Source organism: Variovorax sp. OK605 (assembly GCF_900115445.1).
Taxonomy (GTDB): Bacteria; Pseudomonadota; Gammaproteobacteria; order Burkholderiales; family Burkholderiaceae_C; genus Variovorax.
Window position 1 is genome coordinate 154,122 of record NZ_FOWL01000004.1, and the last position, 26,148, is coordinate 180,269.

24 protein-coding genes are annotated in these 26,148 nt (G+C 69.4%); 8 read left to right on the forward strand and 16 right to left on the reverse strand.

Features of this window, described 5'->3' with window-relative positions:
* Positions 1–26: 26 nt before the first annotated feature.
* From BM013_RS12245 to BM013_RS12260, 4 genes are all read left to right on the forward strand, one after another.
* Positions 27–1,826, forward strand: coding sequence for an ATP-binding response regulator (locus BM013_RS12245; protein ID WP_093127161.1), 1,800 nt, complete (start codon positions 27–29; stop codon positions 1,824–1,826).
* A gap of 181 nt (positions 1,827–2,007) precedes the next feature.
* On the forward strand, positions 2,008–2,610 hold the full coding sequence (locus tag BM013_RS12250) for a cytochrome b (protein WP_093127164.1): 603 nt from the start codon (positions 2,008–2,010) through the stop codon (positions 2,608–2,610).
* A complete protein-coding gene (locus BM013_RS12255) occupies positions 2,607–3,242 on the forward strand; it encodes a YceI family protein (protein ID WP_093127167.1) in 636 nt (211 codons plus the stop codon). Before BM013_RS12250 ends, BM013_RS12255 begins: the two co-directional genes overlap by 4 nt.
* A gap of 71 nt (positions 3,243–3,313) precedes the next feature.
* On the forward strand, positions 3,314–3,949 hold the full coding sequence (locus tag BM013_RS12260; protein WP_093127169.1) for a YceI family protein: 636 nt from the start codon (positions 3,314–3,316) through the stop codon (positions 3,947–3,949).
* A gap of 36 nt (positions 3,950–3,985) precedes the next feature.
* On the opposite strand, the gene BM013_RS12265 is transcribed toward BM013_RS12260, so the two are convergent.
* Positions 3,986–4,249 carry a hypothetical protein gene (locus BM013_RS12265; RefSeq protein ID WP_143072436.1) on the reverse strand — a complete coding sequence of 88 codons (264 nt, stop codon included), beginning with the start codon at positions 4,247–4,249 and terminating at the stop codon, positions 3,986–3,988.
* A 136-nt stretch (positions 4,250–4,385) separates the two neighbouring features.
* Between BM013_RS12265 and BM013_RS12270 the strand changes: the two genes are divergently transcribed.
* The gene (locus BM013_RS12270; RefSeq protein ID WP_093127174.1) at positions 4,386–5,036 is read left to right on the forward strand and encodes a LysE family translocator; all 651 of its coding nucleotides are present in this window, start codon (positions 4,386–4,388) and stop codon (positions 5,034–5,036) included.
* A 21-nt stretch (positions 5,037–5,057) separates the two neighbouring features.
* Here BM013_RS12270 and BM013_RS12275 read toward each other — a convergent pair whose 3' ends face one another.
* The 7 genes from BM013_RS12275 to argS form a co-directional block, all read right to left on the reverse strand.
* Positions 5,058–6,659 carry a phospholipase D family protein gene (locus tag BM013_RS12275; protein ID WP_093127176.1) on the reverse strand — a complete coding sequence of 534 codons (1,602 nt, stop codon included), beginning with the start codon at positions 6,657–6,659 and terminating at the stop codon, positions 5,058–5,060.
* 10 nt (positions 6,660–6,669) lie between these two features.
* The gene (rpoN, locus tag BM013_RS12280; protein ID WP_093127179.1) at positions 6,670–8,271 is read right to left on the reverse strand and encodes an RNA polymerase factor sigma-54; all 1,602 of its coding nucleotides are present in this window, start codon (positions 8,269–8,271) and stop codon (positions 6,670–6,672) included.
* An 18-nt stretch (positions 8,272–8,289) separates the two neighbouring features.
* The gene (lptB, locus tag BM013_RS12285; protein WP_093127181.1) at positions 8,290–9,084 is read right to left on the reverse strand and encodes an LPS export ABC transporter ATP-binding protein; all 795 of its coding nucleotides are present in this window, start codon (positions 9,082–9,084) and stop codon (positions 8,290–8,292) included.
* Complete coding sequence (gene lptA, locus BM013_RS12290) at positions 9,081–9,797, reverse strand: lipopolysaccharide transport periplasmic protein LptA (protein WP_093127184.1); 717 nt, start codon at positions 9,795–9,797, stop codon at positions 9,081–9,083. Before lptA ends, lptB begins: the two co-directional genes overlap by 4 nt.
* 163 nt (positions 9,798–9,960) lie before the next feature.
* Complete coding sequence (locus BM013_RS12295) at positions 9,961–10,608, reverse strand: thiol:disulfide interchange protein DsbA/DsbL (RefSeq protein WP_093127187.1); 648 nt, start codon at positions 10,606–10,608, stop codon at positions 9,961–9,963.
* Positions 10,609–10,757: 149 nt separating this feature from the next.
* A complete protein-coding gene (locus tag BM013_RS12300) occupies positions 10,758–11,507 on the reverse strand; it encodes an SPOR domain-containing protein (protein ID WP_093128080.1) in 750 nt (249 codons plus the stop codon).
* An 11-nt stretch (positions 11,508–11,518) separates the two neighbouring features.
* The gene (argS, locus tag BM013_RS12305) at positions 11,519–13,204 is read right to left on the reverse strand and encodes an arginine--tRNA ligase (RefSeq protein ID WP_093127190.1); all 1,686 of its coding nucleotides are present in this window, start codon (positions 13,202–13,204) and stop codon (positions 11,519–11,521) included.
* 134 nt (positions 13,205–13,338) lie between these two features.
* Between argS and BM013_RS12310 the strand changes: the two genes are divergently transcribed.
* Positions 13,339–13,680, forward strand: coding sequence for a hypothetical protein (locus BM013_RS12310; RefSeq protein ID WP_093127192.1), 342 nt, complete (start codon positions 13,339–13,341; stop codon positions 13,678–13,680).
* Between the two features lie 169 nt (positions 13,681–13,849).
* Here BM013_RS12310 and BM013_RS12315 read toward each other — a convergent pair whose 3' ends face one another.
* The 6 genes from BM013_RS12315 to BM013_RS12340 form a co-directional block, all read right to left on the reverse strand.
* Positions 13,850–15,892, reverse strand: a complete 2,043-nt coding sequence (locus BM013_RS12315) for a fused MFS/spermidine synthase (protein ID WP_093127195.1) — start codon at positions 15,890–15,892, stop codon at positions 13,850–13,852.
* Between the two features lie 22 nt (positions 15,893–15,914).
* Positions 15,915–16,367 (reverse strand): DUF2214 family protein, encoded by a 453-nt coding sequence (locus BM013_RS12320; RefSeq protein ID WP_093127197.1) that lies wholly within the window; start codon positions 16,365–16,367, stop codon positions 15,915–15,917.
* A gap of 75 nt (positions 16,368–16,442) precedes the next feature.
* Positions 16,443–17,369 (reverse strand): LysR family transcriptional regulator, encoded by a 927-nt coding sequence (locus tag BM013_RS12325; RefSeq protein ID WP_093127199.1) that lies wholly within the window; start codon positions 17,367–17,369, stop codon positions 16,443–16,445.
* Between the two features lie 63 nt (positions 17,370–17,432).
* A complete protein-coding gene (locus BM013_RS12330; protein ID WP_093127201.1) occupies positions 17,433–18,419 on the reverse strand; it encodes a Bug family tripartite tricarboxylate transporter substrate binding protein in 987 nt (328 codons plus the stop codon).
* A 4-nt stretch (positions 18,420–18,423) separates the two neighbouring features.
* Positions 18,424–19,626 (reverse strand): CaiB/BaiF CoA transferase family protein, encoded by a 1,203-nt coding sequence (locus BM013_RS12335; protein WP_093127203.1) that lies wholly within the window; start codon positions 19,624–19,626, stop codon positions 18,424–18,426.
* Positions 19,619–20,566 (reverse strand): hydroxymethylglutaryl-CoA lyase, encoded by a 948-nt coding sequence (locus BM013_RS12340; protein ID WP_093127205.1) that lies wholly within the window; start codon positions 20,564–20,566, stop codon positions 19,619–19,621. Before BM013_RS12340 ends, BM013_RS12335 begins: the two co-directional genes overlap by 8 nt.
* Before the next feature lie 148 nt (positions 20,567–20,714).
* Between BM013_RS12340 and BM013_RS12345 the strand changes: the two genes are divergently transcribed.
* Positions 20,715–21,455, forward strand: a complete 741-nt coding sequence (locus BM013_RS12345) for an IclR family transcriptional regulator (RefSeq protein WP_093127208.1) — start codon at positions 20,715–20,717, stop codon at positions 21,453–21,455.
* Between the two features lie 147 nt (positions 21,456–21,602).
* Here the strand turns inward: BM013_RS12345 and BM013_RS12350 are convergent, their stop codons facing one another.
* Together BM013_RS12350 and hisC are read right to left on the reverse strand one after the other, a co-directional pair.
* The gene (locus tag BM013_RS12350; RefSeq protein WP_093127210.1) at positions 21,603–22,580 is read right to left on the reverse strand and encodes a Bug family tripartite tricarboxylate transporter substrate binding protein; all 978 of its coding nucleotides are present in this window, start codon (positions 22,578–22,580) and stop codon (positions 21,603–21,605) included.
* Positions 22,581–22,676: 96 nt separating this feature from the next.
* Positions 22,677–23,654, reverse strand: coding sequence for a histidinol-phosphate transaminase (hisC, locus tag BM013_RS12355; protein ID WP_093127213.1), 978 nt, complete (start codon positions 23,652–23,654; stop codon positions 22,677–22,679).
* Positions 23,655–23,860: 206 nt separating this feature from the next.
* On the opposite strand from hisC, the gene BM013_RS12360 reads away from it, so the two are divergent.
* Positions 23,861–26,035: a malate synthase G gene (locus BM013_RS12360; protein ID WP_093127216.1), complete on the forward strand. Its 2,175-nt coding sequence runs from the start codon at positions 23,861–23,863 to the stop codon at positions 26,033–26,035.
* Positions 26,036–26,148: the final 113 nt, after the last annotated feature.

Genomic DNA, 26,148 nt, shown 5'->3' on the forward strand with positions numbered 1-26,148 from the left:
ACCTTCTCTATATAGTCGATTCGCCGATGAATCCCACCCCACCCGCCCCTTCGTCTTTGCCATCGGTACCGCAGGAGGCCGCCGGCAGCGACGGCTTCGCGATCCAGTGCGAGGTGCTGCGGCTGTCGATCCGCCCCATCGGCCCCGTGCTGCTGGTGCAGTACCTGCTGAATTGCGGCGTGGCGGCGCTCTTTGCCTGGCAGTACTCGCCGGTGCGCGCGCTGCTCTGGATCGCGCTGGTGACCGGGGTGACGCTCATGCGCGGCTTCTTCCCGCAACGGCTGCCCGAGCCGTTCACGCCCGGGACGCTGCGCGCGGCGCAGCGCACCCACACGCTGCGCACCGCCGTCTGGGAGCTGGCGCACGGGCTGGCCGGCGTGCTGCTGTTCAACCCCGAGCGCGCCGACCTGCAGCTGCTGCTGGGCCTGATCCTGATGGGCATGACGCTGTCGTCGGCCTTCTCGGTGTCGTTCTACACGCCGGCCACGCAGCTGGCGATCACGCTGCTGCTGGCGCCGGTGATCGTCACAGGGCTCTGGCTGGGCGCGCCGGTGATGATGGCCGTGGCGGTCATCGGCATCGGCCTCACGGCCATGATGTGGAAGCTGGTGGCCGAGCGCTCGCGCCAGCTCGAGGAAAACATCGGCCTGCGGCTCAACGAGCGCACGCTGCGCGAACAGGCGCTGGCCGGCCTGCGCGCCTCCGAGCATGCGCAGGCCGAGCGGCTGCGCTTCTTCTCGGCCGCCAACCACGACCTGCGCCAGCCGGTGATGGCCATCGGGCTGCAGGCCGAGGTGCTGCGCCAGCAGCTGAATAGCGGCGCCGACATGGCCGCGGTGCAGCACACGGTCGGCTCGCTGGCGCGCGCGCAGCAGGCGCTCGAAGGGCTGACCAACCAGTTGCTCGAAATCGGCCGCATCGAGGCCGCCGTCGATCCGCTGCGCCCCGCGGCGGTGGCGCTGGCGCCGCTGCTGCAGGAGCTGGCGCGGCAGGCGGGCGACGCCCGCGTGGGCGTGCGCTGCCCGCCGGGTGCCGTGGCCTGGACCGACACCGTGTCGCTGCGCCGCGTGCTGGCCAACCTGGTGGACAACGCCGTGAAGTTCACGCCGCGCGGCCGGGTGCTGTTGGCGGTGCGCGCGCGCCGGCGCGCCAACGGGCCGGCCTGGCGCGTCGAGGTGCGCGACAACGGCATCGGCATTGCGGCGGATGCGCAGGCGCGCGTGTTCAACGACTTCGAGCAGATCGGCAACGTGGAGCGCAACCTGCAGCGCGGCCACGGCCTGGGGCTGGCGATCGTGCGGCGGCTGGCCACGCAGCTCGGCATTGCGGTGTCGCTGCGTTCGGCGCCGGGGCGCGGGTCGGTGTTCAGTTTCGAATTGCCGGCGGCGGCGCCCGATGCGGCGCTGGCCGTGCCCGCCGCGGCACCGGCCAAGGACGATGCCGGAACCGGCGCGCTGCGCCCCGGCATGGCCGTGCTGGTGGTGGAAGACAACGCGGTGGTGGCCGACAGCCTGGCCGCGCTGTTGCGCCAGTGGTCGGTGGAACCGCGCGTGTACGCCAGCGCGGCCGAGGCGCTGGCGCTGGCCGACCTGCGCGCGCTCGACGCGGCGCTGTGCGACATCCGCCTGCCGGGCGCGCTCGACGGCATCGCGCTGGCCGAGCGGCTGCAGCGGCAGAAGCCCTCGCTGGCGATCGCACTGATCTCGGCCGACATCAACGAAGCCACGCACCGGCTCGCCGTCGAGCGCGGCTGGCATGCGTTGCGCAAGCCGGTGCAGCCGGAAGAGCTGCGCGGCGTGCTGCTGAGGGCGCAGCAGCGCGGCTGAGCGAGCGAGCGAGCGGGCGAGCGAGCGGGCGGGCGGGCACGGGCGCGCCGATGTGCCGATGTGCCGGCGCACTTGGCACGAGACTTGGCACGAGGCTTGGCACGGGACTTGGCACGGGCCGTGCAGTGCTGTCACGGCTTCCGATATATGCTCCGCGCACAGGCCGCAGGTCCTGCCCCCGATGTCCGCCGACACCCCCCCCGCCTTCTCTTCTCCCCTCGCCACCGCACCGCGCAGCCAGCGCTACGACCCGTTCGCGATGGCGCTGCACTGGTTGCTGGCGACGCTGATCGTCGGCTCGCTCGGCGTCGGGCTCTACATGACGGGGCTGCCGTTTTCGCCGCTGCGCCTGAAGGTCTACAGCTGGCACAAGTGGGCCGGCCTCACGATCCTCGCGCTGTCGGCGCTGCGGCTGCTGTGGCGGCTCGGGCACCGGCCGCCGGCGCTGCCGCCGGGCATGTCGCGCCTGCAGCTGTCGGGCTACCGCGTGAGCCACGCGCTGATGTACCTGCTGTTCTTCGCGGTGCCGCTGACCGGCTGGGCCTACAGCTCGGCCATGGGGATGCCGGTGGCGTGGTTCGGCGTGCTCGCGCTGCCCGACTTCGTGGCGGTCGACCAGCCCTTTGCCGAGGCGGTGCTGCAGCCGCTGCACCGCAACTGCGCCTTTGCGCTGGCGGGCGTCGCGCTGCTGCACGTGGCGGCGGTGCTCAAGCACCACTGGATCGACCGCGACGGTCTTCTGAAACGCATGTGGCCCGCGCCACGCAAGGAATCTGCCCGATGAAGCCCCATCTTTTGCGCCTGCAGCCCTTTTCGGCACCGGCCATCTCGGCGTCGGCCATCTCGTCGGCCATCTCGTCGGCCTTCGTGGCGCTGGCCTTCGCCGCGGCGCTGCCGGCGCTCGCCGAACCCGCGGCCACCAGGCTGGTGGCCGACAAGAGCCAGATCGTCTTCGTCAGCAAGCAGATGGGCGTGCCGGTGGAAGGCAGCTTCAAGAAGTTCGAGGCCCAGGTCGCCTTCGATCCGAAGAAGCCCGAAGGCGGCACCGTCGCGCTGCAGATCGACACGGCCAGCGCCGGCTTCGGCATTCCGATGAGCGACGCCGAGCTGCCCAAGGCGCCGTGGTTCGACGCCGCGCATTTCCCGCAGGCCAGCTTCCAGTCGGGCGCCATCAAGGCATTGGGCGACGGCAAGTTCGAGATGGCCGGCAAGCTCACGCTCAAGGGCACGACGAAGCCGGTGACGGTGCCGCTGGCCATCACCGCGTCCGGCGGCTACGCGGTGGCCACCGGAAGCTTTACGATCCAGCGGCTCGACTACAAGGTGGGCGACGGCGAATGGACCGACACCTCGATGGTCGGCAACGACGTGCAGGTTCGCTTCAAGTTCACGCTCTCCGGGCTGGGCCCGCTGTGAGCCGCGCGCCTTCCCCGTCGACCCCAGACGCATTCACGATCCACAGCTCCCAGCAGCACAGAACGCACGCCATGAAGAAGCTCCTTTTCGCCGCCACGCTGTGTGCCGCGGCCCTCGCCTGCGCGAGCGCCTCGGCCCAGGACTACACGGCGCCGGCGGTGGCCGCCAAGCCATCGGGCGGGCCGGTGAAGAACGCCAGCTACGTGGTCGACCCGACCCACACCTTCGTGATGTACGAGATGGGCCACTACGGCACCACCACCAACCGCGGGCGCTTCAGCACGAAGGACGGCTCGGTGAAGATCGACGGCGCCGGCAACAGCGGCTCGGTCGACATCACGATGGACATCAGCTCCATCAACACTGGCGTCGACCTGCTCAACCGGCATGTGCAGAGCAAGGATTTCTTCAACGTGGCTGAGTTTCCGACCGGGCGCTTCGTGGCCGAGCGCATCGAGTTCAGCGGCGACAAGGTGGTCGACGTGCCCGGCAAGCTCACGCTGATGGGCCAGACCCGTCCGGTGACGCTGAAGGCGGTGCGCTTCAACTGCTACCTGAGCCCGCTCATCAACCGCCAGGTGTGCGGCGGCGACTTCGAGACCACGGTGGAGCGCAGCGACTGGGGAATCACCTGGGGACTGAACTTCGGCTTCGAGAACAAGGTGAAATTGCTGGTCCAGGTGGAAGCGGTGAACATCCAGCCCTGAACCAGGCCCGGCCACAGCCGGCGCGCCCCGCCCGGCTCAGCGCGCGACCGGCTTGTGCGAATCGGCGGCGCCCAGGTGCTCTTCGGCGTCCTTGGGCGATTTCAGCCAGTTGCGCGCGGCGATGATGGCGCGCGGAAGATTCAGCAGGGCGAGCATCCAGGCACCGGTGGCGACAGTCATCAACGCGCCGAACAGCAGCTGCTCGGCGACGGGGGCGTCGCTCCAGTAGAAGAAACTGAGCAAAAACGCCAGCACTGCTGCCCAAACGGCCAGAAGAAGTAGGTTTTTCATGTTTTGCATCGTTGTTACCTCGATGGACAAAATGTAAACCAAAAGTTATCCGTGTACTACTTAGAGTTTACTTTTCAATCTCCGATGAACGTGCGTTTGTGCACGTTGTTCGGCAATTCGTAACAAGAACAGGAGACAAGACCCGATGAACAGCACCCTTTCCCTGCTCGGCATTGCCGGCGCGATGGCCGTGGGCGCCATGAGCCCGGGCCCCAGTTTCGTGATGGTCGCCCGCACGGCGGTGGCCTCGCGCACCGAGGGGCTGGCAGCCGCGCTGGGCATGGGCGCGGGCGGGCTGGTCTTTGCGATCGCCGCGCTGGCCGGCCTGCAGGCGGCATTCCTGGCGGTACCCGGGCTGTACCTGGCGATCAAGGGATTCGGCGGTGCCTACCTGGTGTACCTGGGGGTACGCATCTGGCGCGGCGCCCGCCAGCCGCTGCCGGTGGCGCAGGAAGCAGGTAACCCGCGCGCCGGCCAGGGCCGCGGCGGGCGTACCTTCCGTACCTTTCTTTTCGGCTTGGCCACCCAGGTCAGCAACCCGAAGACGGCGGTGGTCTACGCCAGCATCTTTGCCGCCTTCCTGCCGCACGACGTGCCGCTCGCCTTGGCATTGGCGGTGCCGGCCGTCATCTTCTGCATCGAGACCGGCTGGTACACCGTGGTGGCGCTGGCCCTGTCGTCGGCGGCGCCGCGCTCGGCCTACCTGCACTACAAGGTCTGGATCGACCGCGTGGCCGGCGGCGTGATGGGGCTGCTGGGCGTCCGGCTGGTGTGGTCGGCGGTTCGCGGCAACTAGCGCCGGCCCGGACCGCGCAGCCTAGAGCAGGCTCTCCGGCGTCAGCGGCGCCAGGATCTCGAGCATGGTGCGGTCCCAGAAGCCCGAGTCGGGCTCCTCGGTCAGCACGGTGAGCTTGCCGGCCTCCTCGCTGGTCCATTCGATGCGCGACTCGTTGCTGCCCTCGGCAAAGCGCAGCCGGTAGGCGCCCTGCTGCTTGAGCACGTCGAGCAGCTTGAGCATCTGCTGCGCCATTTCGGGGCTGTGGATGATCAGGCCGATCTCGGTATTGGCCGACTCCGAGCGCGGATCGAAATTCATCGACCCCACGAACAGCGTGCGCCGGTCGATCACCGCCGACTTGGCGTGCAGCCGGCCCACCGAGGTGCCGAACAGCCCCAGCCGCACGCTGCGCCGGGTGCGCGTGGAGCTCAGCTCGTACAGGTCGGCGCCCAGCTTGAGCATGTCCGGGCGGTAGCGCCGGTAGGCGGTGTGCACCAGCGGCTCGTCGGTGGCGGCCAGCGAATTGGTGACCACGCTGATCTTCACGTCGCGCCGGCGGATCTCGCGCATCACTTCCAGCCCCGTGGCGCCCGGGATCAGGTACGGCGAGACGATGGTCACCTCGGCGCGCGCACGGCGCATCTGCTCGACCACGTTGTAGCGCACGCTGTCCACGTCCAGCAGCGGCACGCCGCCGTACGAGGCGGTCTTGCCGATCACGCGGTCGGGCGAATCGGCGTAGGCCTCGGCCAGGGTCCAGATCAGGTTGAGCTTGCCGCTGTCCAGGTCGTCGGCCATCGGGCTGTAGCCCAGCAGGTCGTTGGGCGCGGGCGGCGGCGGGGGTGGCGTGGTGCCGGGCGCGGTGGCGGCCTCGAAGCGGCGCTGCAGCTCCTCGCGCGACAGGTCGCTGGCCACGACCGACGCCACCGGCCGCACGTAGACGCTGTTCCAGTACTGGTCGAACAGGCTGCCCAGCCGCGGCATCAGCGCGCCGGTGACGAAGGTGTCCAGGTCGAGGAAGTTCTCGCCCGCGGTGCGCCGGAAGTACTGGTTGCCGATGTTGCGTCCGCCCGCCACCGCCATCGCGCCGTCGGCGATGAACAGCTTGTTGTGCATGCGCCGGTTCACGCGGCTGAAGTCGAACAGCGACGCGGTGAAGCGCTTCAGGATGCTGCCGCGTCCGGCCGGGAACGGGTTGAACAGGCGCAGCTCCACGTTGGGCGTGGCGGCGAAGCCGCGCAGCAGCTCGTCCTCGCCCGAGGTGTAGAGGTCGTCCATGAGCAGCCGCACGCGCACGCCGCGCAGCGCGGCGTCGCGCAGGGTGCGCAGCAGGTAGCGGCCGGTCTCGTCGTTCTCGATCTGGTAGTACTGCACGTCGAGCGTGCGCTGCGCGCGGCGGGCCAGCTGGATGCGGGTGTCGAAGGCGAAGTCGCCGCCGGGCATCAGGCGAAAGCCGCTCAGGTCGGGGTCGGGCTGGGCAGCCAGCGCGATCTTGCCCAGCGCGGTGTCGGCCGACGCGGCCATGGCCTTGGTGGGCGGGCGCGGGGCCTCGTCGGGCAAGGTGGCGCAGCCGGAAAAAAACAGCACGGCAAGCAAAGCCGACATCCAATGCCCCCAGCGCGACATCGGGCGACGGCTCATCGGCGGCTTTCTACAGCGCCTTGCGCAGGTTGGCGGGGGCGATGCGCAGCGCTTCGCGGTACTTGGCCACGGTGCGGCGCGCGCACTCGATGCCCTGCTCCTTCAGCATCTCGGAGATCTGGCTGTCCGACAGCGGCTTCTTGATGCTCTCGGAGCTCACGAACTGCTTGATCAGCGCGCGCACCGCGGTGCTCGACGCGTTGCCGCCGGTCTCGGTGCCCAGCGCCGAGCCGAAGAAGTACTTGAGCTCGACCGTGCCGTACGGCGTGGACATGTACTTGGCGGTGGTCACGCGCGAGATGGTCGACTCGTGCAGGCCCAGCTCGTCGGCGATCTCGCGCAGCACCAGCGGGCGCATGGCGAGCTCGCCGTGCACGAAGTAGCTCTTCTGCCGCTCGACGATGGCGTTGCTCACGCGCAGGATGGTGTCGAAGCGCTGCTGGATGTTCTTGATGAACCAGCGCGCCTCCTGCAGCCGCTGCGACAGCGCCTGGCTGCCCTCGCCCTTGTGCGCTTTGAGCGCGCCGGCGTAGATGTCGTGCACGCGCAGGCGCGGCATGACCTCGGGGTTCAGCATGACGCGGAACTTGATGTTGGTGCCGCGGCCCGTCTTGGTGACGATCACGTCGGGAATGACGATGTTGCGCTCGACGTCCACGAAGCGCCGGCCTGGCTTGGGCTCCAGGCGCGCGATGATCTGCAGCGCCGAGCGCACCAGCTCCTCGTTGGTGCGGGTGAGCGTGGCCAGCCGCTTGAAGTCGCGCCGCGCGAGCAGCTCCATCGGCAGCTTGCAGATGGCGATGGCGGTCTTGCGGACCAGCGCTTGGTCGTCGCTCTCGTCCTCGCTGGCCAGCGCGCGCAGCTGGATGCTCAGGCATTCGCCCAGGTCGCGCGCGCCGACGCCGGCGGGCTCCAGGCTCTGCAGCAGGCCCAGCGCCACCTGGAAGTGGTGCACGAGGTCGTCGAACTGGTCGTTGTCGTCGCCGGCCAGGCCCGAGGCCAGCGCGGGCAGCGAGTCTTCGAGGTAGCCGTCGTCGTTGAGCGATTCGATCAGGAAGCGCAGCGCGGCGTTGTCGTTCTCGTTCAGCCGCAGGCTCAGCGCCTGGCGGTGCAGGAACGACTGCAGCGACTCCTGGCTGCGCGCGAGCTCGGTGGCGTCGGCGCGTTCGTCGTCGCCCAGGTTGTTCTGGCGCGCGGGCGCGTCGCTGCCCCACTCGCTGTCGTCGGGCGCCGCCATGTCGACGGTGCCGTCGCCTTCCCAGTCGGGCTCGCGCTCGGTGATTTCGGCGGCCGGGCCGTCGGACTCCGTGCTGCTGGTGCTGGTTTCCGTGGACGTGCTGGAGGTGCTTGCGGATGGAGTGAAGTCGCCCTCGCCGCCATCGGCGCTGTCGCCTGCGTCATCGCGCGGCACCGGCGCATCGGCCGTGTCGAGCCCGAACTCCTCGCGCGCCGCCTCTTCCGCGGTGCGCTCCAGGAACGGGTTCTCGTCCAGCATCTGCTCCACCTCCTGGCTCAGTTCGAGCGTGGAGAGTTGCAGCAGCCGAATGGACTGCTGGAGCTGGGGCGTCAGCGCAAGATGCTGCGAGACGCGAAGGGACAGCCCTTGCTTCATGGAGAACCCGACCCTCCCTTACATCCGGAAGTGCTCGCCGAGGTACACCCTGCGTACTTCGGCGTTGTCGACGATCTCCGAAGGCGTGCCTTGTGCCAGCACGTGCCCGTCGCTGATGATGAACGCGTGGTCGCAGATGCCCAGCGTCTCACGCACGTTGTGGTCGGTGATGAGCACGCCGATGCCACGTTCCTTCAGGAAACTGATGATCCGCTGGATCTCGATCACCGCGATCGGGTCGATACCGGCAAAGGGCTCGTCCAGCAGGATGAAGCGCGGCTGGGTGGCCAGCGCGCGCGCGATCTCGACGCGGCGGCGCTCGCCGCCCGACAGCGCCAGCGCGGGCGAATCGCGCAGATGGTCCACGCGCAGGTCGGCCAGCAGCTCGGACAGGCGCTCTTCGATGTGCTGCTTGGACAGCGCCGCCATCTTGCCGTTGGCGTCGGGCTCCTGCTGCAGCTCGAGCACGGCGCGCACGTTTTCCTCGACCGTGAGCTTGCGGAAGATCGAGGCTTCCTGCGGCAGGTAGCTCAGGCCCATGCGGGCGCGGCGGTGGATCGGCATGTGGGCGATCGGCTCGCCGTCGATGGTGATGTCGCCCGCGTCGGCACGCACCAGCCCGACGATCATGTAGAACGAAGTGGTCTTGCCCGCGCCGTTCGGCCCGAGCAGCCCGACGACTTCGCCCTTCTGCACGTCGAGAGAGACGTCCTTCACGACCGTGCGGCTGCCGTAGCTCTTCTTCAGGCCGCGCGCGACCAGGCGGCTGCCCGGCGTGCCGTTGGCGTCCTGCGTTCCAGCGGTTTCGATCACTTGCGGGTTTCTCCCTCGTCACTGAGCGTGGTGCTCGGGCGCAGGCCCTTGCCGGGCGCCGGGGTGGGTGCCGGCGGCGGCGCCTTGGCACCGGCCGGAGCGCCCGGAACGGCAGCGCCGGGCGCGGTCGCGGCCTTGGGGGTCAGGATGGTCTTCACGCGGCCACCCGGGGTGGACGCGTTGACGGCGGTGTTCGGCGGCACGGTGGAACCGTTGACCGTGTAGGTGTCGTTGCTCTGGTCGTAGACGATCAGCGCGCCCTGGCTCTCGTCGTTCGGCGTGGCGCCGAGCAGGCGGCGCATCACGGCGTTGCGGATGAACTTGACGTTGTCGGCGCGGCTGTCGTACTCGATGACTTCCGACTCGCCCTCGATCCACTCGTCGGGCGCGTTGCGCTTCTGCTTGTAGTAAGCGCGCTTGCCGGGTGCCGCGGTGACCACGCCGTACTGGTAGCCCTCGGCGTCCTGGCGCACGTCCAGGCGTGCGCCGCGGATGATGATCGTGCCCTTGGTGACCAGCACGTTGCCCGTGAACACGCTGGTCTGCTTCAGGTCGTCGTAACGCATGGCGTCCGACTCGATGTTCATCGGCTTGGTACGGTCGGCGGTCTCGGCCAGCGCGCCCGAAGCGAAGCCGGCCAGCAGGAGCGCGGCGGCGGCCAGGCGGCCGACGCGACGCAGGAGGGGAGTGGTGGGGTAAGAGTGCAATGTCATAGAGGCACGAAACTTGCTCGGCATTGTATGCGGCTGATTGCGTCAGCCCCGCACGCACAGATGAAAAAGCCCGCCGAGGCGGGCCAGGTATCCCTTGCAAAAAGGGAGAAGGCAGCGGCAGGAAATGCGCGCGGCCTCGGGCGTCAGCCCTTCTTTGCTTCGGTCAGCCCTTCTTTGCTTCGCCGACCAGATAGTTCACGACCTGAAGCACCTTGGTCATGTTACCGGCGGTCTCGCCATCCACATACCAACGGCCGGCCACTGCCATCGCGGGAACGCCGGCCACCTTGTAGGCGTCGGTCATCTGCGTGGCGCGCTTGGCCTTGCTGGCCACGCCGAACGAGGTGAAGGTTTCCTTGAACTTGGCGCCGTCCAAGCCGTTGGCCGAGGCCCAGGCAATGATGTTGGCGTCGCCGTTCACGTTCTGGCGCTGCGCGTGGATCGCGCTGAACACCTTCGGCTGGAACTCGTCGACCTTGCCCATGGCTTCCAGCGCGTAGTACAGGCGCTGCTTGGCTTCGACGTCGTTGCCCACGAACGGCACGGGAATGCGGCGGAACGCGACTTCCTTCGGCAGCGTCTTGACCCAGGCTTCGAGGGACGGTTCGAAGTCGTTGCAATGCGGGCAGTTGTACGAGAAGAACTCGACCACTTCGATCTTGCCGGCCGGTGCGTCGACCGGTGCGCGCTTGTCGAGCACCAGGTACTCGGTGCCGGCCTTGGGCACGCGCGCCTGGGCGTGAGCCGGGTTGGCGGCCAGGGACAACAGCCCGAGCGAAGTGGCGGCCAGCGAAAAGTCACGACGTTTCATTGAAAGGGTTCTCCAGTTGGTACGGCAGACTGAGCCGGCGCGCGGCGGGGAGTTCCCCCGCCCACGGTGCGCACAGGGCTTAGAGCGATGAATGGTGGCGGCAAACGCCGCCGCGCGAAGCTTAAGGGCTATTCGTGTCGGCCGCCGGCTCAGCGCTGCACGCGGACCAGCGCCGATTCCATGCCGCCGCCGTCGAGACGGTCCTTCAGGCGGTCGGCGTCGTCCTTCTTGTTGAACGGGCCGGCGCGCACGCGGTAGACGGTGCGGCCCGCCTGCTCGCGCTCGGTGACCTTGGCTTCCACGCCCATCAGCGAGAGCTTGGCGCGCTGCGCCTCGGCGTCGTCGGTGGTGCGGAAGGCGCCGGCCTGCACGAAGTACATGAACGGATCGGCGCCCGAGCTGCTGGCGGCGCTGCTGTTGTTGCTGCTGCTCGGCGCGGCAGAAGCGGTGGTCGTGCTGCCCGAGCGCGCCCGCGCGAGGTCGCCCAGCGGATCGTTCGACGGCGGCAGCGCGTTGGCTTCGGCCGGTACCGGTGCCGTGCGCGGCGGCTTGGGCGTCACCACCACGGGCACCGGCGGCGCGGTCGTGGGCGGCGGGGTGCCGGGGGCCACGGCGGCGGTGGCCGGCTCGCCGGTGATCGGGTTGACCGGGCCGGTCGCGGCCGGCGCCGGCTTGGCCGCGCCCGCCTTGCCGGCCAACGGCGCGTTCGGGTCCCAGTCGCGGTTCTTGCGGGCCTCGGCCTCGTCCTGCTCGGCGCCGCCGCGCTGCGTCTTGGTCACGAACGGGATCGGCACCTTGGTCACGTAGACCGCAATGCCCAGCGCGACGCCCAGGCCGAGCACCAGCCCGATGATCAGGCCGATGACGATGTTGCCGCGTTGTCTGGTTGTCTTCTTCATGTTGAGGTGGTTCACATCTTGCTCGGCGCACTGACGCCGAGAATCGCGAGGCCATTGTGCAGCACCTGCGCGGTCGCGGCGACGAGCGCCAGGCGGGCCAGCTTGACCTGTTCGTCGTCGACCAGGATGCGCTCGGCGTCGTAGTAGCTGTGGTAGCTGGCGGCCAGTTCGCGCAGGTAGAAAGTGACGTCGTGCGGGGCGAAATCCTTGGACGCGGCCGTGAGCATGGCCGGGTACTTGGCCAGCAGCAGCATCAGCGCCTGGGCGGCCGGGCTTTCCAGCGGCGACAGGTCGACGTCCTTCAGCGTGGCGGCGTCGCCGCCCCAGCCGGCCAGCACCGAGCAGATGCGCGCATGCGCGTACTGCACGTAGTACACCGGGTTGTCGTTGTTCTTGGTGACGGCCAGGTCGACGTCGAAGGTGTACTCGGTGTCGGGCTTGCGGCTCAGCAGGAAGAAGCGCACGGCGTCGGTGCTGGTCCACTCGATCAGGTCGCGCAGCGTGACGTAGCTGCCGGCGCGCTTGCTGATCTTGACCTCTTCGCCGCCCTTCATGACGCGCACCATGGTGTGCAGCACGTAGTCGGGGTAGCCCTCGGGAATGCCTTCTCCGGCGGCCTGCAGCCCGGCGCGCACCCGCGCGATGGTGCCGTGGTGGTCGGTGCCCTGGATGTTGATGACCTTGTGGAAGCCGCGCTCCCACTTGGCGATGTGGTACGCGACGTCGGGCACGAAGTACGTGTACGTACCGTCCTGCTTCTTCATCACGCGGTCCTTATCGTCGCCGTAGTCGGTCGACTTCAGCCACAGCGCGCCGTCCTGCTCGTAGGTCTTGCCGGCGGCCACGAGCTTGCGCACCGCGGCCTCGACGCGCCCGCTGGTGTACAGGCTGGACTCCAGGTAGTACTGGTCAAAACGCACGCGGAAGGCCTGCAGGTCCAGGTCCTGCTCGCGGCGCAGGTAGGCCACGGCGAACTCGCGGATGGCCTCGATGTCCTCGATGTCGCCGGTGCCGGTGACTTCGCGGTCTTCCGACTTGACGGTCTTCTTGGCCTTGAAGTCGGCGGCGATCTCGGCGATGTAGTCGCCGTTGTACGCCGGCGCCTTCTCGCCGCTGGGCCATTCGGCGTCGCCGGGCTTGAAGCCGCGCGCGCGCAGTTGCGTGCTGTTGGCCAGCGTCTGGATCTGCACGCCGGCGTCGTTGTAGTAGTACTCGCGCCACACGCTCTCGCCCTGCGAGGCGCGCAGGTTGCAGATGGCATCGCCCAGGGCGGCCTGGCGGCCGTGGCCCACGTGCAGCGGGCCGGTCGGGTTGGCCGAGACGAACTCGACCAGCACCTTCTCGCCCGTGGCAGGCTGCTGGCCGAAGCCGCCGCCCGCGGCCAGCACTTCGCGCACGATCTGCTGCTTGGCGGCCGTCTTGAGACGGATGTTGAGAAAACCGGGACCGGCGATCTCGATCGCCTCCACCCATTGGGTGAAAGCGGGGGTGGCGAGCAGCGCGGTGCTCAGGCGCTCGGCCAGGTCGCGGGGCTTCTGGCCCAGCGGTTTGGCGAGCTGCATGGCGGCCGTGCTGGCGAAATCGCCATGGGCAGCCACCTTGGGCGACTCGAACGCGGCTTTGGAGCCAGCGCCGGGCGAGAGGGATTCGAGCGTGTTCGCGAGCGCCGCGAGCAGCTCCTGTTTGACCAATAGCATCCGCAAATTTTACCGGGGGCAAACCCGGGAGCTGTTGACGATCGTCATCCAACCGGCAACTTCGACCGTTGAGGTGGTCGGCCCCGGGGCGGGGCAACCGTCAGATAACCCAACCTTGCAAGGACATATCCATCATGAAGAAGCTCCTTTCCCTGGTCGCGTCCACCGTCGCGCTCGGCGCCTGCCTGTCGTTCAGCGCCTACGCGCAGGACAAGGCCGCCGCCCCCGCGGCAGCCCCCGCCATGGCCGCACCGGCTGCCGGCGCCACCTGTGACGCCAAGGCCGTCGACAAGAACGGCAAGGCTTTGGCCGGCGCCGCCAAGGCCAGCTCCATCAAGAAGTGCGAGAAGGAAACCAAGGCCGCCGCGGCACCCGCCTGCGCGACCAAGGCGGTCGACAAGAACGGCAAGGCCCTGGCCGGTGCCGCGAAGAACAGCTTCATGAAGAAGTGCGAAGCCGACGCCGCCAAGGGCTGAGCGCCTTCGTCGGCGAGCGGCCGAAGCCGCTGACATAGCCGACATGGCTGACATTTGTGAAAAGAGGCCCGCCGCGTGCGGGCCTTTTTCGTGGCCGCGCCACCAAGCTGGCTCCTGGACCCTGGACCCTGGACCCTGGACCCTGAACCCTGAACCCTGAACCCTGAAGCTACTTCAACGCGCCAAGCAGATTGTTGAAGTCGTCGGTCCAGGGCCGCTGGCCGGGCTCGGTGGCAATCGGCGCCGCCGCCGCGCGCACCGGCTCGCGCGCCAGCACCTGCGGGTTGCGCGCCACCAGCACCCAGTCGGTGCGCCGCAGCCAGCCGGCCTGGGCGGCATCGTCGTGCACCAGCACCGCGTGCAGCCCGCGCACCTCGGCCACCTTGGCGATCACCGGCGCCAGCGCCAGGAAGCGGTTGGTCACGTGGAAGGCGATCACGCCGTCGGGCCGCATGTGGCGCAGGTAGGTGTCCATCGCCTCGGCCGTGAGCAGGTGCACCGGCACCGAGTCGCCCGAGAAGGCGTCCACCGCGAGCACGTCGAAACCCTGCACCGGTTCGCGCTCCAGCGCCAGCCGGGCGTCGCCGAGCACGCGCTCGATGCGGGCGCGGCTGTCGCGCAGGAAGGTGAACTCCTCGTCCGCCAGCGCGAACACCTGCGGATTGATCTCGTAGATGCGGTAGACGTCGCCGCCGCGGCCGTAGGTGGCCAGCGTGCCGGTGCCCAGCCCGATCAGCCCCACGCGGCGCGGCCCGGCCGGCGCGGCGGCAATCGCGCGGCCGATGCCCGAGGTCTCGCCGTAGTAGGTGGTCGGCTCACGCCGGCGCGCCGGGTCGAGGAACTGCGCGCCGTGCTTGACCGAGCCGTGCGCCAGCTCGCGCACGCTGTCGGACGGCGGCGTGGCCGGGGTGTCGTACGCCAGCAGCGCGCCGTAGAAGTTGCGCTGCAGGCTGCGCGCGCCCGCGCGGTCGCTGCCCACCTGCACCAGCAGGAACAGCGTGCAGCAGGCCGCCAGCGCCACGCAGCACACCCGCAGGCGCACCTGCCGGCGCAGCACGAACGCCGCCGCCAGCGCGGTCAGCATCAGGCCGAGCCCCAGCTCGTAATACGCCGCCAGCACATGCGGCGCCACCAGCCCCACCGTCACCCCGCCCAGCGCGCCGCCGAGCGACAGCATCAGGTAGAAGCGCGTCAGGTAGCGCGGCCCCGGCCGCAGCTTCGCGGTTTCGCCGTGCAGGAACATGCACAGCACGAACAGCCCCGCCACGTACAACGGCAGCGCCACGCGCACCTCGGCGACGAAGTGGCGCTGCAGGCCGAAGGCGCACAGCAGCAGCATGGCGGCGGCCAGCGGCAGGAACACGCCGCGCCGGTACCAGCGGTCGCTCTCGAAGCACAGCACGAAGGTCAGCAAGTAAAGCGACAGCGGCAGCACCCACAGGAACGGCACCGCGGCAACGTTCTGGGTGATGTGGTTCGTCACGGCCAACAGCAGCCACGAGGCCAGCGCCGGCAGCGCGAGCCACAACAGGTAGTCGGCCATGCGCGGCGGCGTGTCGGGCACGCCCGCCTGGCTGGGCGCCGGGGAAGGCAGGGGCATCGCGCCAGCGGGCCAGCGCCGGGCCATGTACAGCGTGGTGCCCGCGCACAGCAGCACGAACGCCGCGTAGCCCCACGACCAGCCGTTGGCCTGCTGCAGCAGCGAGCTGCGCGGCTCGATCAGCACCGGGTAGCTCAGCAGCGACAGCAGCGAGGCCAGGTTCGACAGCGAGAAATAGCGGTACACCTGCGCGCCCCAGGGCGTGCGCGCCACCCACGACTGCACCAGCGGCCCGGTGGTCGAGAGCAGGAAGTACGGCAGGCCGATGGTGCCGAACAGCAGGCCCAGGATCCGCCAGGCCGGGTCTTCGGTGCCCGTGGGCTTCCACTGGGCGCTCACCACGATCGGCAGCAGCGCCAGGCTCGCGAGCAGCAGCGCCACGTGCAGCACGGCCTGCGCCCGCATGCGCAGGTGGCGTGTGACCCAGTCGGCGTACGCGTAGCCCGCGAGCAGCACGACCTGGAAGAACACCATGCAGATCGACCACACCGCGGCCGAGCCGCCGAACCACGGCAGGATCTGCTTGGCGATCAGCGGCTGGACCAGGAACAGCAGGAACGCGCTGCTGAAGATGGTGCCGGCAAACAGGAGCTGGATGCCGGGGTGTCCCATGTGACGGGTTGCCTGCTTGCGCTTACTTGCCGAAGCCGCGTGCCAGGAACACCGCCACCAGCGGAATCAGCGCGATCAGGTGCGCCTGCACCATCACCAGCTTGCGCGTCTTCTTCACGTCGGCCTCGGCCGGCAGCTTGCCGGTGGCGCGCAGCGTCTTGCGCCAGCGGAAGTAGGTGAGCGTCGGGAAGATCGACACCACGCCCACGATGATGAAGAGCCCCAGCTTCACGTGCAGCAGCGGGTTGGTCCAGTACCAGGCCGTGCCCTTCACGCCCCACCAGGTGCGCGCGATGCCGGTGGCGAGCACCGCGATGGCCGCGATGCCGTAGACCATGTCGAGCTTCGCCAGCCGCTCCACCACCGCGGCGTTGAGCCACTGCACGCGGCACAGCGCGGCCTCGCTGGAAATGAACACGACCATCGTGAGGATGGCCAGCAAGTGCAGGTACGCGAGGATGGCTTCGAGGGTCATCGATGGCTTTCTTCTCAGGAGCGGCGGATTTGCAGATGGGAGCGTTGAACGGATTCTGCCGCCGCTCCCCCGCCCTCAGGCCCTTCCACCCCAGAATTCCGGATTCCCGTACTGCTCCTTGAGGAAATCAAGCCACAGTCGCACCCGCAGCGGCAGGTGCTTGGCGCCGGCGAACACCGCATAGATGCCGTTGGGCGGCGCGGCGAACTCGTCGAGCAGCGGCACCAGCAGGCCGGCATCGATCTCGGCCTCGACCTCCCAGGTGCTGCGCCAGGCGATGCCGTGGCCGGCCAGGCACCAGTCGTGCAGCACCTGGCCGTCGGAGCAGTCGAGCGGACCGCTGGGGCGCAGGTGGATCAGCTCCTGCGCGCCGGCCTCGGTGGTAATGCGAAAGGCCCAGCCGCGCGTTTGCGAGGCGTCGCTCGACAGCGTGAGGCAGGCGAAGCGCGACAACTCGCCCGGGTGCCTGGGCTTGCCGTGCCGGCGCACGAACTCCGGCGTGGCGACGCAGCGGCGGCGGTTGTCGGCCAGCCGCACGCTCACCAGCGACGAGTCGGGCAGGTCGCCCACGCGCACCGCGCAGTCGAAGCTCTCGCCGGTGACGTCGACCACGCGGTCGCTGAGGTTCAGCGAGATCGTCACTTCCGGGTGCAGCGCATGAAAGCGCGGCACCAGCGGCGCGACGTGGCGGCGGCCGAAGCCGGCCGGCGCGGTCACGCGCAGGTGGCCGCTGGCCTTGACGCCGCCGGCGCTCACGCTGGCTTCGGCGTTGGCGAACTCGGTGAGCAGGCGCTGGCAGTCTTCCAGGAAGGCGCTGCCTTCGTGCGTGAGCGTGATGCGTCGCGTGGTGCGCACCAGCAGCTTCACGCCCAGGCGTTCTTCCAGGGCGTCGAGCCGGCGGCCCATGATGGCCGGCGCCACGCCCTCGGCCTTGGCCGCGGCCGTGAGCCCGCCCCGGGTCGCGACCGAGACGAAGGATTCGAGCTGCTTGAGACGGTCCATGGGGCGGAAACTATAGCCCGCCCCCGCCTTCCGCCGCCCTCCTACCCTCGCAAGCAGCGGCCGTTATTCGGGCCGCACCCCGGCCTCGCGCACCGCCGCACCCCAGCGCGCGTGCTCCGCCTTGATGTACTGCGCCGCCTTCTCGGCGCTGCCGCCGACCGGCGTGCTGCCTTCGGCCAGCAGCTGCGAGATGGTCGCGGGCTTGGCCAGCGCCTTGTCGACGGCGGCGTTGAGCTTCTTCACGATGTCGGCGGGCGTGCCGGCCGGCACCACCAGCGCCTTCCAGTCCACCGCCTCGAAGCCCTTGTAGCTCTCGCCCACGGTCGGCACGTCGGCCATCACCGGCAGGCGCTTGGCCGAGGTGACGGCCAGCGCGCGCAGCTTGCCGCCCTTCACCATGGCCAGCGCGCCCTGCGGCGTGGCGAACATGTAGTCGGTCTGGCCGCCGAGCAGGTCGGTGATGGCAGGCGCGGCGCCCTTGTACGGCACGTTCAGCACCTTGAAGCCCGCGCGCCTGGCCAGCACCTCGCCGGCCATGTGGCCCAGCGTGCCGGTGCCGGCCAGCGCCTGCTTGATCTCGCCGGGCTGGGCCTTGGCGGCCGCGACCAGGTCGGCCAGCGACTTGTAGGGCGCGTCCGCGCGCACCACCAGCACCACCGGCTGCGAGGCCACCACCGCCACCGGCACCAGGTCCTTCAGCGCGTCGTAGGGCATCTTGGGGAACAGCGTCGGGTTGATCGCCAGGTTGGCGGTCTGGCCCAGGCCGACGGTGTAGCCGTCGGGCTTGGACTTGGCCACCACGTCCATGCCGATGTTGCCGTTGCCGCCCGCGCGGTTGTCGACGATGAAGGTCCAGTGGGTGTCGTCGATGAGCTTCTGCGCGATCAGCCGCGCCACGATGTCGGTGGCGCCGCCGGGCGTGTAGGGCACGACCAGGCGCACCGGCTTGTCGGGCCAGGCGGTGTCGGCCAGGGCGAGGGAGGGAGCGGCGCTCAGGCATGCGGCGGCCGCGGCGCACGCCAGCAAGGCGCGCCGTGAAGTGAAAAACATGGTGTCAGTCTCCGAGGGTGATGTGTCGTGTCTCGAGCGCAGCGATTGCTTCATCGCTGTAGCCCACTTCTTTCAGCAGCTCGCGGCTGTGCTCGCCGATGTGCGGCGGCTGAAGGCGGATGCCGGGGCGTTCGCCGCCCAGCGTGAACGGCGCCAGCGGCACCTTGGCCATGCTGCCGTCGTTCATGCGCACCGGCGCCAGGCCGCCGGTGGCGTTCAGGTGCGGGTCGTCGAACAGCTCCTGCGGCCTGGTGATGGGCGCGAACGGCAGCTCGTTCTTCTCGAACACCGCCGCGAGCTCGCCCGCGCTGTGGTTCGCCAGGTGCGAGCGCAGGATCGGCATCATCCATTCGCGCGCGCGCACGCGGTCGTTGTTGGTCTTCAGGCGCGGGTCGGCCAGCATGTCTTCCAGGCCGAAGGCCTTGCAGAAGATGAGCCACTGCTTGTCGCTCACGGCGGCCAGGAAGATCTGCTCGCCGTCCTTCACCGTGAACACGTCGTACACGGCCCAGGCCGAGATGCGGCTGGGCATCGGGTCGGCCGCCTTGCCGGTGGCGGCGAACTGCATCATGTGCTGCGCCACCAGGAACACGTTGTTCTCGAACAGCGCGGACTGCACCTCGCAGCCCTTGCCGGTGAGCTCGCGCTGGCGCAGCGCGGCCATGGCGCCGATGGCGCCGAACATGCCGCCCATGATGTCGTTCACGCTGGTGCCCGCGCGCAGCGGGTCTCCGGAGCGCCCGGTCATGTAGGCCAGCCCGCCCATCATCTGCACCACCTCGTCGAGCGCGGTGCGGTGGTCGTAGGGGCCGGGCAGGAAACCCTTGTGGCTCACGTAGATCAGGCGCGGGTTGAGCTTGGCCAGCGTCTCGTAGTCGAGCCCCAGCTTCTTCATGGTGCCGGGCTTGAAGTTCTCGCTCACGATGTCGGCCGTGGCGATGAGCCGCAGCGCGGCCTCCACGCCTTCGGGCTGCTTCAGGTCGAGCGCGATGCTCTTCTTGTTGCGGTTGAAGGTCGGGAAGAAGCCCGAGCCCGAGCCCAGCAGGCGGCGCGTGTTGTCGCCCTCGATGGGCTCGACCTTGATGACCTCGGCGCCCAGGTCGGCCAGCAGCAGGCCGCAGGTCGGGCCCATGACCATGTGGGTGAACTCGACGACGCGGATGCCGGCGTAGGGCAAGGGATTCGGCGGTGGATTGGCTTCAGACATGTGCGGTGTTTTCCTGGGCAAGGCCCTGAACGAAACCCTTGGGCAGGCCGGCCTCGGGCGTCATGCCGTAGACCGGTTCGCCGGGCAGGCCGGCCATGAGCGGCGCGCGCGCCGCGATGAGTTTGAGGATGTCGATGCCCGTGCGCACGCCCATCGCCTCGAACATGAACACGAGGTCTTCGGTGACCGCGTTGCCCGAGGCGCCGGGCGCGTACGGGCAGCCGCCCAGGCCGCCGAGCGAAGCGTCGAAGGTGCGCACGCCCTCGTCCCATGCCGCCAGGCAGTTGGCGATGCCCAGGCCGCGCGTGTTGTGCATGTGGGCCGCGCCGGCATGCCTGCCGACCTCGGCGCGCAGGCGCTTGAACAGGCGGCGCACCTGCGCGGGGTTGGCGTAGCCCACGGTGTCTGAAAGACCCGACTCGTCGGCACCGGCCTCGATGCATTGCGCGGCCAGGCGGATCACGTCGTCTTCCGGCACCAGGCCCTGCAGCGTGCAGCCGAAGGCGGTGGAAATGCCCGCCTCGAGCTTCACCTGCGGCGCGATGGCGCGGCGCAGTTCGGAGATGGCGCGCACCTCGTCCACCATCTCGGTGGGCGTCTTGCGCACGTTGGCCAGCGAATGCGCCACGCTGGCCGACACCGGCATGGTGAGCTTGTGCACGCCGGCTTCCAGCGCGGCCTGCGCGCCCTTGCGGTTGGGCACCAGCGCCATCACCACCAGGCCGGGCAGCGTGACGGCGTGGCGCACCACGTCGGCGGCATCGGCCATCTGCGGCAGCAGCTTGGCGGGCACGAAGGACGCGACCTCGATCTCGCGCACGCCGGCGGCGTAGAGCGCGTCGATCCAGCGCAGCTTGTCGGCCGTGGGCATGGTGGCCTTGACCGATTGCAGGCCGTCGCGCGGGCCGACCTCGCTGATGAGGACGTCGGGGGGTGTCATCGAGGGTGTCTCCTGGAGTGGAAGCTTTCTTGAAGCTTCGCTTGACAGTTCTATTAGACAGAACTAAATTCCGTTAAACAGAATTAGACCGTCGAACGCATCGACTGTCAAGCCGAGCCATTCCCCCACTCCGCCACTGCCTCACCCCATGCCCCGCAAAGCCCAGACCGAATCGGTGTCCGACCTCAACGCAGCCCCCGGCGGCGCCGCCGCGGTCGACCGCGCGCTGAGCCTGCTCTCGGCCTTCCGGGCGGGCGACGAGGCGCTCACGCTCGCGCAGTTCGCCGAGCGCACGCAGCTCTACAAGAGCACGGTGCTGCGGCTGCTGGCGTCGCTGGAACACGCACGGCTGATTCGCCGGCAGGACGACGGGCGCTACGCGCTGGGCATGGAGATCGCGCGGCTGCACGGGCTCTATGCGGCGTCGCAGTCGCTGGACCGCATCGTGCTGCCGGTGCTGCGCGCACTGGCCGCCGACACGGGCGAGAGCGCGGCCTACCACGTGCGGCAGGACCAGGGCGAAAGCTGGGTGCGCCTGTGCCAGTTCCGGGTCGATTCGTCGCACGTGGTGCGCGACCACGTGCGCGCGGGCGACCTGCTGCCCAACGACCGGGGCGCCGGGGCGCGCGTGCTGATCGCCTTCGGGCCCGAGGCCGAGCGGCCGCGCGGCGCGAAGGAACGCAAGCTGTACGACGCGATCCGCGCGCAGGGCTACTGCGCGCTGGTGGGCGACCGCACGGCCGAACTCGCGGGCATCTCCGCGCCGGTGTTCCACGCGGACGGCCGCCTGGCCGCGGCGGTCACGCTGACGATGCCGGCGCACCGGTACGACGCGGCCTACATCGAACCTGTGCGCGCCGCGGCGAAGGACCTCAGCGCGCAGGTGTGAGGCACCAGCGCCGCGTCGGCGGTCTTGCTCCTTCCCCTCCCGGGGGAAGGCCGGGATGGGGGCACGCGGCCTTCAACGCCGCGCGCGCTCAAAGGTTGCCGGCCCCCACCCCGCCCTCCCCCGGAAGGGGAGGGAGAAATACCAGGCTCAGGACTCGGCCTTGAATCCCGAGTTCCTGATCGGCATCTCCCAGCGCTTCAGGTGCGCCGCCTGGACCGCCGCCAGTTCGGCCGGCCCGGCATGCGTGGGCACGAGCCCCAGCGAATGGATCTTTTCCTGCACGTCGGGCATGCGCAGCGCATCGGCCACCGACCGGTCGATGCGCGCGACCAGTTCGGGCGGCATGCCCGGCGGCCCGTACAGCCCGAAGAAGGCGTCGGCCGTCACGTCGATGCCCGCCTCCTTCAGCGTCGGCACCTCGGGCAGCGCGCGGCTGCGCTGCTCGCCCGTCACCGCGAGGATGCGGACCTTGCCAGCGCGGTGGTGCTCGATGGTTTCCGAGGCCGTGTCGACCATCAGCGGCACCTGCCCGCCGATGAGGTCCTGCGCGGCGGGCGCGCCGCCGCGGTAGGCCACGTGCGTCATCGGCACGCCGGCCGCCTGCGCGATCAGCTGCCCCGCGAAGTGCGGCACCGTGCCCGCGCCCGAGGTGGCGTAGTTGGCCTTGCCGGGGTTGGCCTTCATCCAGGCCAGCACCGTCTTCAGGTCGCCCGCGGGCGCGCCGGGGCCGGCCGTCACCGCGAAGTCGAAGGTGCTGCCGAGCGCGATCGGCGTGAAGTCCTTCGCCGGGTCGTAGCCGAGGTTCGGATAGAGCCAAGGGTGGATCACCATCGCGCCGCTGGGCGAGAACGCCAGCGTGGCCCCGTCCGGCGCGGCGCGCCTGAGTTCGCCCAGCGCAAGCCGGCCGGCCGCGCCGGGCTTGTTGTCGATGATCACGTTCTGCCCCAGCGACACGCGCATCTTCTCGGCGAGCACCCGCGCCACCACGTCCGCCGACCCGCCCGGCGGAAAGCCGACCAGGATCCGCACCGTGCGGTCTTGCGCGAACACCCACGGCGCGGCGGCCGTGGCGGCCGTGGCGGCAAAGGCGGCAGCGGTGCGCGCTGCGAACTGACGGCGTTTCATGGTTCTTGTCTCCTCGGAGGGTTGTCGGAAAAAACAGTCACGCGCGCGAAGTCCGCCTCGGCCTGGCTCGACCTGGCCCAGCCCGGCCCGCCCGGGTCAGCGCAGCGCGGCCAGCACCGCGCGGTTCTGCTCGGGCAGCCCGATGCTGATGCGCAGCCACTCGCCCAGCCCGTAGTTGCCGAGCAGCGAAACCTCGATGCCCGCCGCCAGCAGGCGCGTGTGCACGGCCTGCGCGTCGCCGACCTGCACCATCAGGAAGTTGCCCGACGAGGGCACGTACGGCAGGCCGAGCTCGGTGAAGCCCGCCGCGAGCTGCTCGCGGCCGGCCGTGTTGAGCGCATAGGTGCGCGCCAGGTAGTCCGTGTCGCCCAGCGCGGCCACCGCGGCGGCCTGCGCCGGCGTGGTCACGTTGAAGCGCGGGCGCTGCGCGTTCATGCGCAGGGCCAGCGCCGGCTGCGACACGCCGTAGCCGATGCGCAGCCCCGCCAGCCCGAAGGCCTTGGAGAAGGTGCGCGCCACGATCAGGTTCGGCAGGCGCCGCACCCACTCGATGCTGTTGTAGCGCTGCGCGGGCGACAGGTACTCGGTGTAGGCCTCGTCCAGCAGCACCGTCACGTGCGAAGGCACCGACTGCAGGAAGGCCAGCAGCGGCGCGGCGTCGATGAAGGTGCCGGTCGGGTTGTTCGGGTTGGCGACGAACACCAGCTGGGTGTCGTCGCCGATGGCGGCGCGCATGGCCCCGAGGTCGTGGCCGTGTTCGCGCGCCGGCACGACGGTGGCGCGCGCATGGGCGTGGGCCGCGGCCTGTGCATAGACCACGAAGCCGTACTGGGAGTAGACGACGCCCTCGCCCGGCTTCAGACTCACCTGCGCCGCGAGTTCGAGGATCTCGCTCGAGCCGCTGCCGAGCGTGAGCCAGTCCGGCGGCACATCGAGCCGGGCGGCCAGCGCGTTCTTCAGCGCGGTGCCGTTGCTGTCGGGGTAGTTGCCGGCGCCTTCGAGCACCGCGGCCGCCGCGCGGCGGGCCGACTCGGGCATGCCGAGCGGGTTTTCATTGGAAGCCAGGAGGATCATGGGAACAGGCCGGATTTATTTAAGAAGTTAAATATATCCCTCGCCTCCGGTGCCCTTATCAGTGCCTACCCTTGGCACGCCGGGCGCCCGCGCGCTGCATTACCTTCATTTTTGTCACAGATAAATCCCGCCAGCGGCTCTTACTGGCCATCGAGGTATCGAATAAAGTTCGTCCCAAGACTGCATCTTTCTCAAGGAGAACCCCCATGACCGCCCGCACCACCGCCCACGGACTCCAGGTCGCGACCGAGCTCCACCGTTTCATCGAGGACAAGGTCCTGCCCGCCACCGGCGTGGCCAGCGACGTCTTCTGGAAGGGCTTCGACGCCATCGTCCACGACCTCGCGCCGAAGAACATCGCCCTGCTGGCCGAACGCGACCGCCTGCAGGCCGAGCTCGACGCCTGGCACGAGAAGAACCCCGGCCCGATCGCCGACATGCCGGCCTACCGCGCCTTCCTGGAAAAGATAGGCTATCTGCTGCCGCAACCCCAGGGCACGAAGGCCACCACCACCAACGTCGACTCCGAGCTCGCGCTGCAGGCCGGCCCGCAGCTGGTGGTGCCCATCCTGAACGCGCGCTACGCACTGAACGCCGCCAACGCGCGCTGGGGCTCGCTGTACGACGCGCTGTACGGCACCGACGCCATCCCCGAGTCCGGCGGCGCCGAAAAGGGCAAGGGCTACAACCCCGTGCGCGGCGCCAAGGTCATCGAGTTCGCGCGCAACGTGCTCGACCAGGCCGCACCGCTGGAAAACGGTTCGCACAAGATGGCCACCGGCTACAGCGTGAAGGACGGCAAGCTCGTCGTCGCGCTGCAAAGCAGCAGCACCGGCCTGGCCGATGCCTCGCAGTTCATCGGCTACCAGGGCGACGCCGCCGCGCCGTCGTCGGTGCTGCTCAAGCACAACGGCATCCACCTGGACATCCGCATCGACCGCAGCACGCCCATCGGCAAGACCGACGCGGCCGGCGTGAGCGACCTGGTGCTGGAAGCCGCGCTTTCCACCATCCTCGACCTCGAAGACTCGGTGGCCGTGGTGGACGCGGCCGACAAGGTGGTGGCGTACGCGAACTGGCTCGGCATCGTCGAAGGCTCGCTCACCGAAGAAGTCGCCAAGGGCGGCAAGACCTTCACGCGCGGCCTGAACCCCGACCGCGAATACACCGGCGCCAACGGCCAGCCCGTGAAGCTGCACGGCCGCTCGCTCATGTTCCTGCGCAACGTGGGCCACCTGATGACCAACCCGGCCGTGCTGTACGAAGCCGGCAAGGAAATCCCCGAAGGCATCCTGGACGCCGTGGTGACCACCACCATCGCCACCATCGACCTGAAGCGCAAGGGCAACTCGCGCACCGGCAGCATCTACATCGTCAAGCCGAAGATGCACGGCCCCGCCGAAGTGGCGTTCGCCAGCGAGCTGTTCGGCCGCGTCGAGCAGCTGCTCGGCCTGCCCGCCAACACCGTGAAGCTCGGCATCATGGACGAGGAGCGCCGCACCAGCGTGAACCTGAAGGCCTGCATTGCCGAGGCCGCCGCGCGCGTGGCCTTCATCAACACCGGCTTCCTCGACCGCACCGGCGACGAGATGCACACCGCCATGCAGGGCGGCCCGATGATCCGCAAGGGCGACATGAAGTCCAGCGCGTGGATCGGCGCGTACGAGAAGAACAACGTGCTGGTGGGCCTGTCCAGCGGCCTGCGCGGCAAGGCGCAGATCGGCAAGGGCATGTGGGCCATGCCCGACCTGATGGCCGCGATGCTCGAGCAGAAGATCGCCCACCCCAAGGCCGGCGCCAACACCGCCTGGGTGCCCTCGCCCACCGCCGCCACGCTGCATGCGCTGCACTACCACCAGGTCAGCGTGACCGCGGTGCAGCAGGAGCTGGAGAAGATCGACGCCGACGGCGAACGCGACAACATCCTCAACGCCCTGCTGCAGGTGCCCATCGCGGCCGAAGCGAAGTGGACCGACGCCGAGAAGCAGCAGGAGATCGACAACAACGTTCAGGGCATCCTGGGCTACGTGGTGCGCTGGATCGACCAGGGCGTGGGCTGCTCGAAGGTGCCCGACATCCACAACGTCGGCCTGATGGAAGACCGCGCCACGCTGCGCATCTCCAGCCAGCACATCGCCAACTGGCTGCTGCACGGCGTGGTGACCAGGGCGCAGGTCGACGAGACCTTCCAGCGCATGGCCAAGGTGGTCGACGAACAGAACGCGGGCGACGCGCAGTACCTGCCCATGGCCGGCCACTTCGACACCTCGGCCGCCTACAAGGCCGCGCAGGACCTGGTGTTCAAGGGCATCGAGCAGCCGAGCGGGTACACGGAGCCGCTGCTGCACGCGTGGCGGCTGAAGGTGAAGGGCGAGGCTTGAGCCTCGGCACCAGCGAATGAATGAAAGCCGGGCTCTTGCAGCCCGGCTTTTTTTCTGGCGGCGCGCAACCGGCGCTCCTATCATGCGCGGTCGCACACCCGCGTGTCTTCGCC

Bases quoted from the DNA above. Each gene is read 5' to 3' on its own strand.
- BM013_RS12300 (WP_093128080.1), bottom strand. From the start codon at position 11,507: ATGAAGAAGACAACCAGACAACGCGGCAACATCGTCATCGGCCTGATC.
- BM013_RS12245 (WP_093127161.1), top strand. From the start codon at position 27: ATGAATCCCACCCCACCCGCCCCTTCGTCTTTGCCATCGGTACCGCAG.
- argS (WP_093127190.1), bottom strand. From the start codon at position 13,204: ATGCTATTGGTCAAACAGGAGCTGCTCGCGGCGCTCGCGAACACGCTC.
- BM013_RS12275 (WP_093127176.1), bottom strand. From the start codon at position 6,659: ATGAGCCGTCGCCCGATGTCGCGCTGGGGGCATTGGATGTCGGCTTTG.
- BM013_RS12325 (WP_093127199.1), bottom strand. From the start codon at position 17,369: ATGGACCGTCTCAAGCAGCTCGAATCCTTCGTCTCGGTCGCGACCCGG.
- BM013_RS12310 (WP_093127192.1), top strand. From the start codon at position 13,339: ATGAAGAAGCTCCTTTCCCTGGTCGCGTCCACCGTCGCGCTCGGCGCC.
- BM013_RS12360 (WP_093127216.1), top strand. From the start codon at position 23,861: ATGACCGCCCGCACCACCGCCCACGGACTCCAGGTCGCGACCGAGCTC.
- BM013_RS12250 (WP_093127164.1), top strand. From the start codon at position 2,008: ATGTCCGCCGACACCCCCCCCGCCTTCTCTTCTCCCCTCGCCACCGCA.
- BM013_RS12260 (WP_093127169.1), top strand. From the start codon at position 3,314: ATGAAGAAGCTCCTTTTCGCCGCCACGCTGTGTGCCGCGGCCCTCGCC.
- BM013_RS12330 (WP_093127201.1), bottom strand. From the start codon at position 18,419: ATGTTTTTCACTTCACGGCGCGCCTTGCTGGCGTGCGCCGCGGCCGCC.
- BM013_RS12340 (WP_093127205.1), bottom strand. From the start codon at position 20,566: ATGACACCCCCCGACGTCCTCATCAGCGAGGTCGGCCCGCGCGACGGC.
- BM013_RS12350 (WP_093127210.1), bottom strand. From the start codon at position 22,580: ATGAAACGCCGTCAGTTCGCAGCGCGCACCGCTGCCGCCTTTGCCGCC.
- BM013_RS12315 (WP_093127195.1), bottom strand. From the start codon at position 15,892: ATGGGACACCCCGGCATCCAGCTCCTGTTTGCCGGCACCATCTTCAGC.
- rpoN (WP_093127179.1), bottom strand. From the start codon at position 8,271: ATGAAGCAAGGGCTGTCCCTTCGCGTCTCGCAGCATCTTGCGCTGACG.
- lptA (WP_093127184.1), bottom strand. From the start codon at position 9,797: ATGACATTGCACTCTTACCCCACCACTCCCCTCCTGCGTCGCGTCGGC.
- BM013_RS12320 (WP_093127197.1), bottom strand. From the start codon at position 16,367: ATGACCCTCGAAGCCATCCTCGCGTACCTGCACTTGCTGGCCATCCTC.
- BM013_RS12265 (WP_143072436.1), bottom strand. From the start codon at position 4,249: ATGCAAAACATGAAAAACCTACTTCTTCTGGCCGTTTGGGCAGCAGTG.
- BM013_RS12345 (WP_093127208.1), top strand. From the start codon at position 20,715: ATGCCCCGCAAAGCCCAGACCGAATCGGTGTCCGACCTCAACGCAGCC.
- hisC (WP_093127213.1), bottom strand. From the start codon at position 23,654: ATGATCCTCCTGGCTTCCAATGAAAACCCGCTCGGCATGCCCGAGTCG.
- BM013_RS12255 (WP_093127167.1), top strand. From the start codon at position 2,607: ATGAAGCCCCATCTTTTGCGCCTGCAGCCCTTTTCGGCACCGGCCATC.
- BM013_RS12295 (WP_093127187.1), bottom strand. From the start codon at position 10,608: ATGAAACGTCGTGACTTTTCGCTGGCCGCCACTTCGCTCGGGCTGTTG.
- BM013_RS12335 (WP_093127203.1), bottom strand. From the start codon at position 19,626: ATGTCTGAAGCCAATCCACCGCCGAATCCCTTGCCCTACGCCGGCATC.
- BM013_RS12270 (WP_093127174.1), top strand. From the start codon at position 4,386: ATGAACAGCACCCTTTCCCTGCTCGGCATTGCCGGCGCGATGGCCGTG.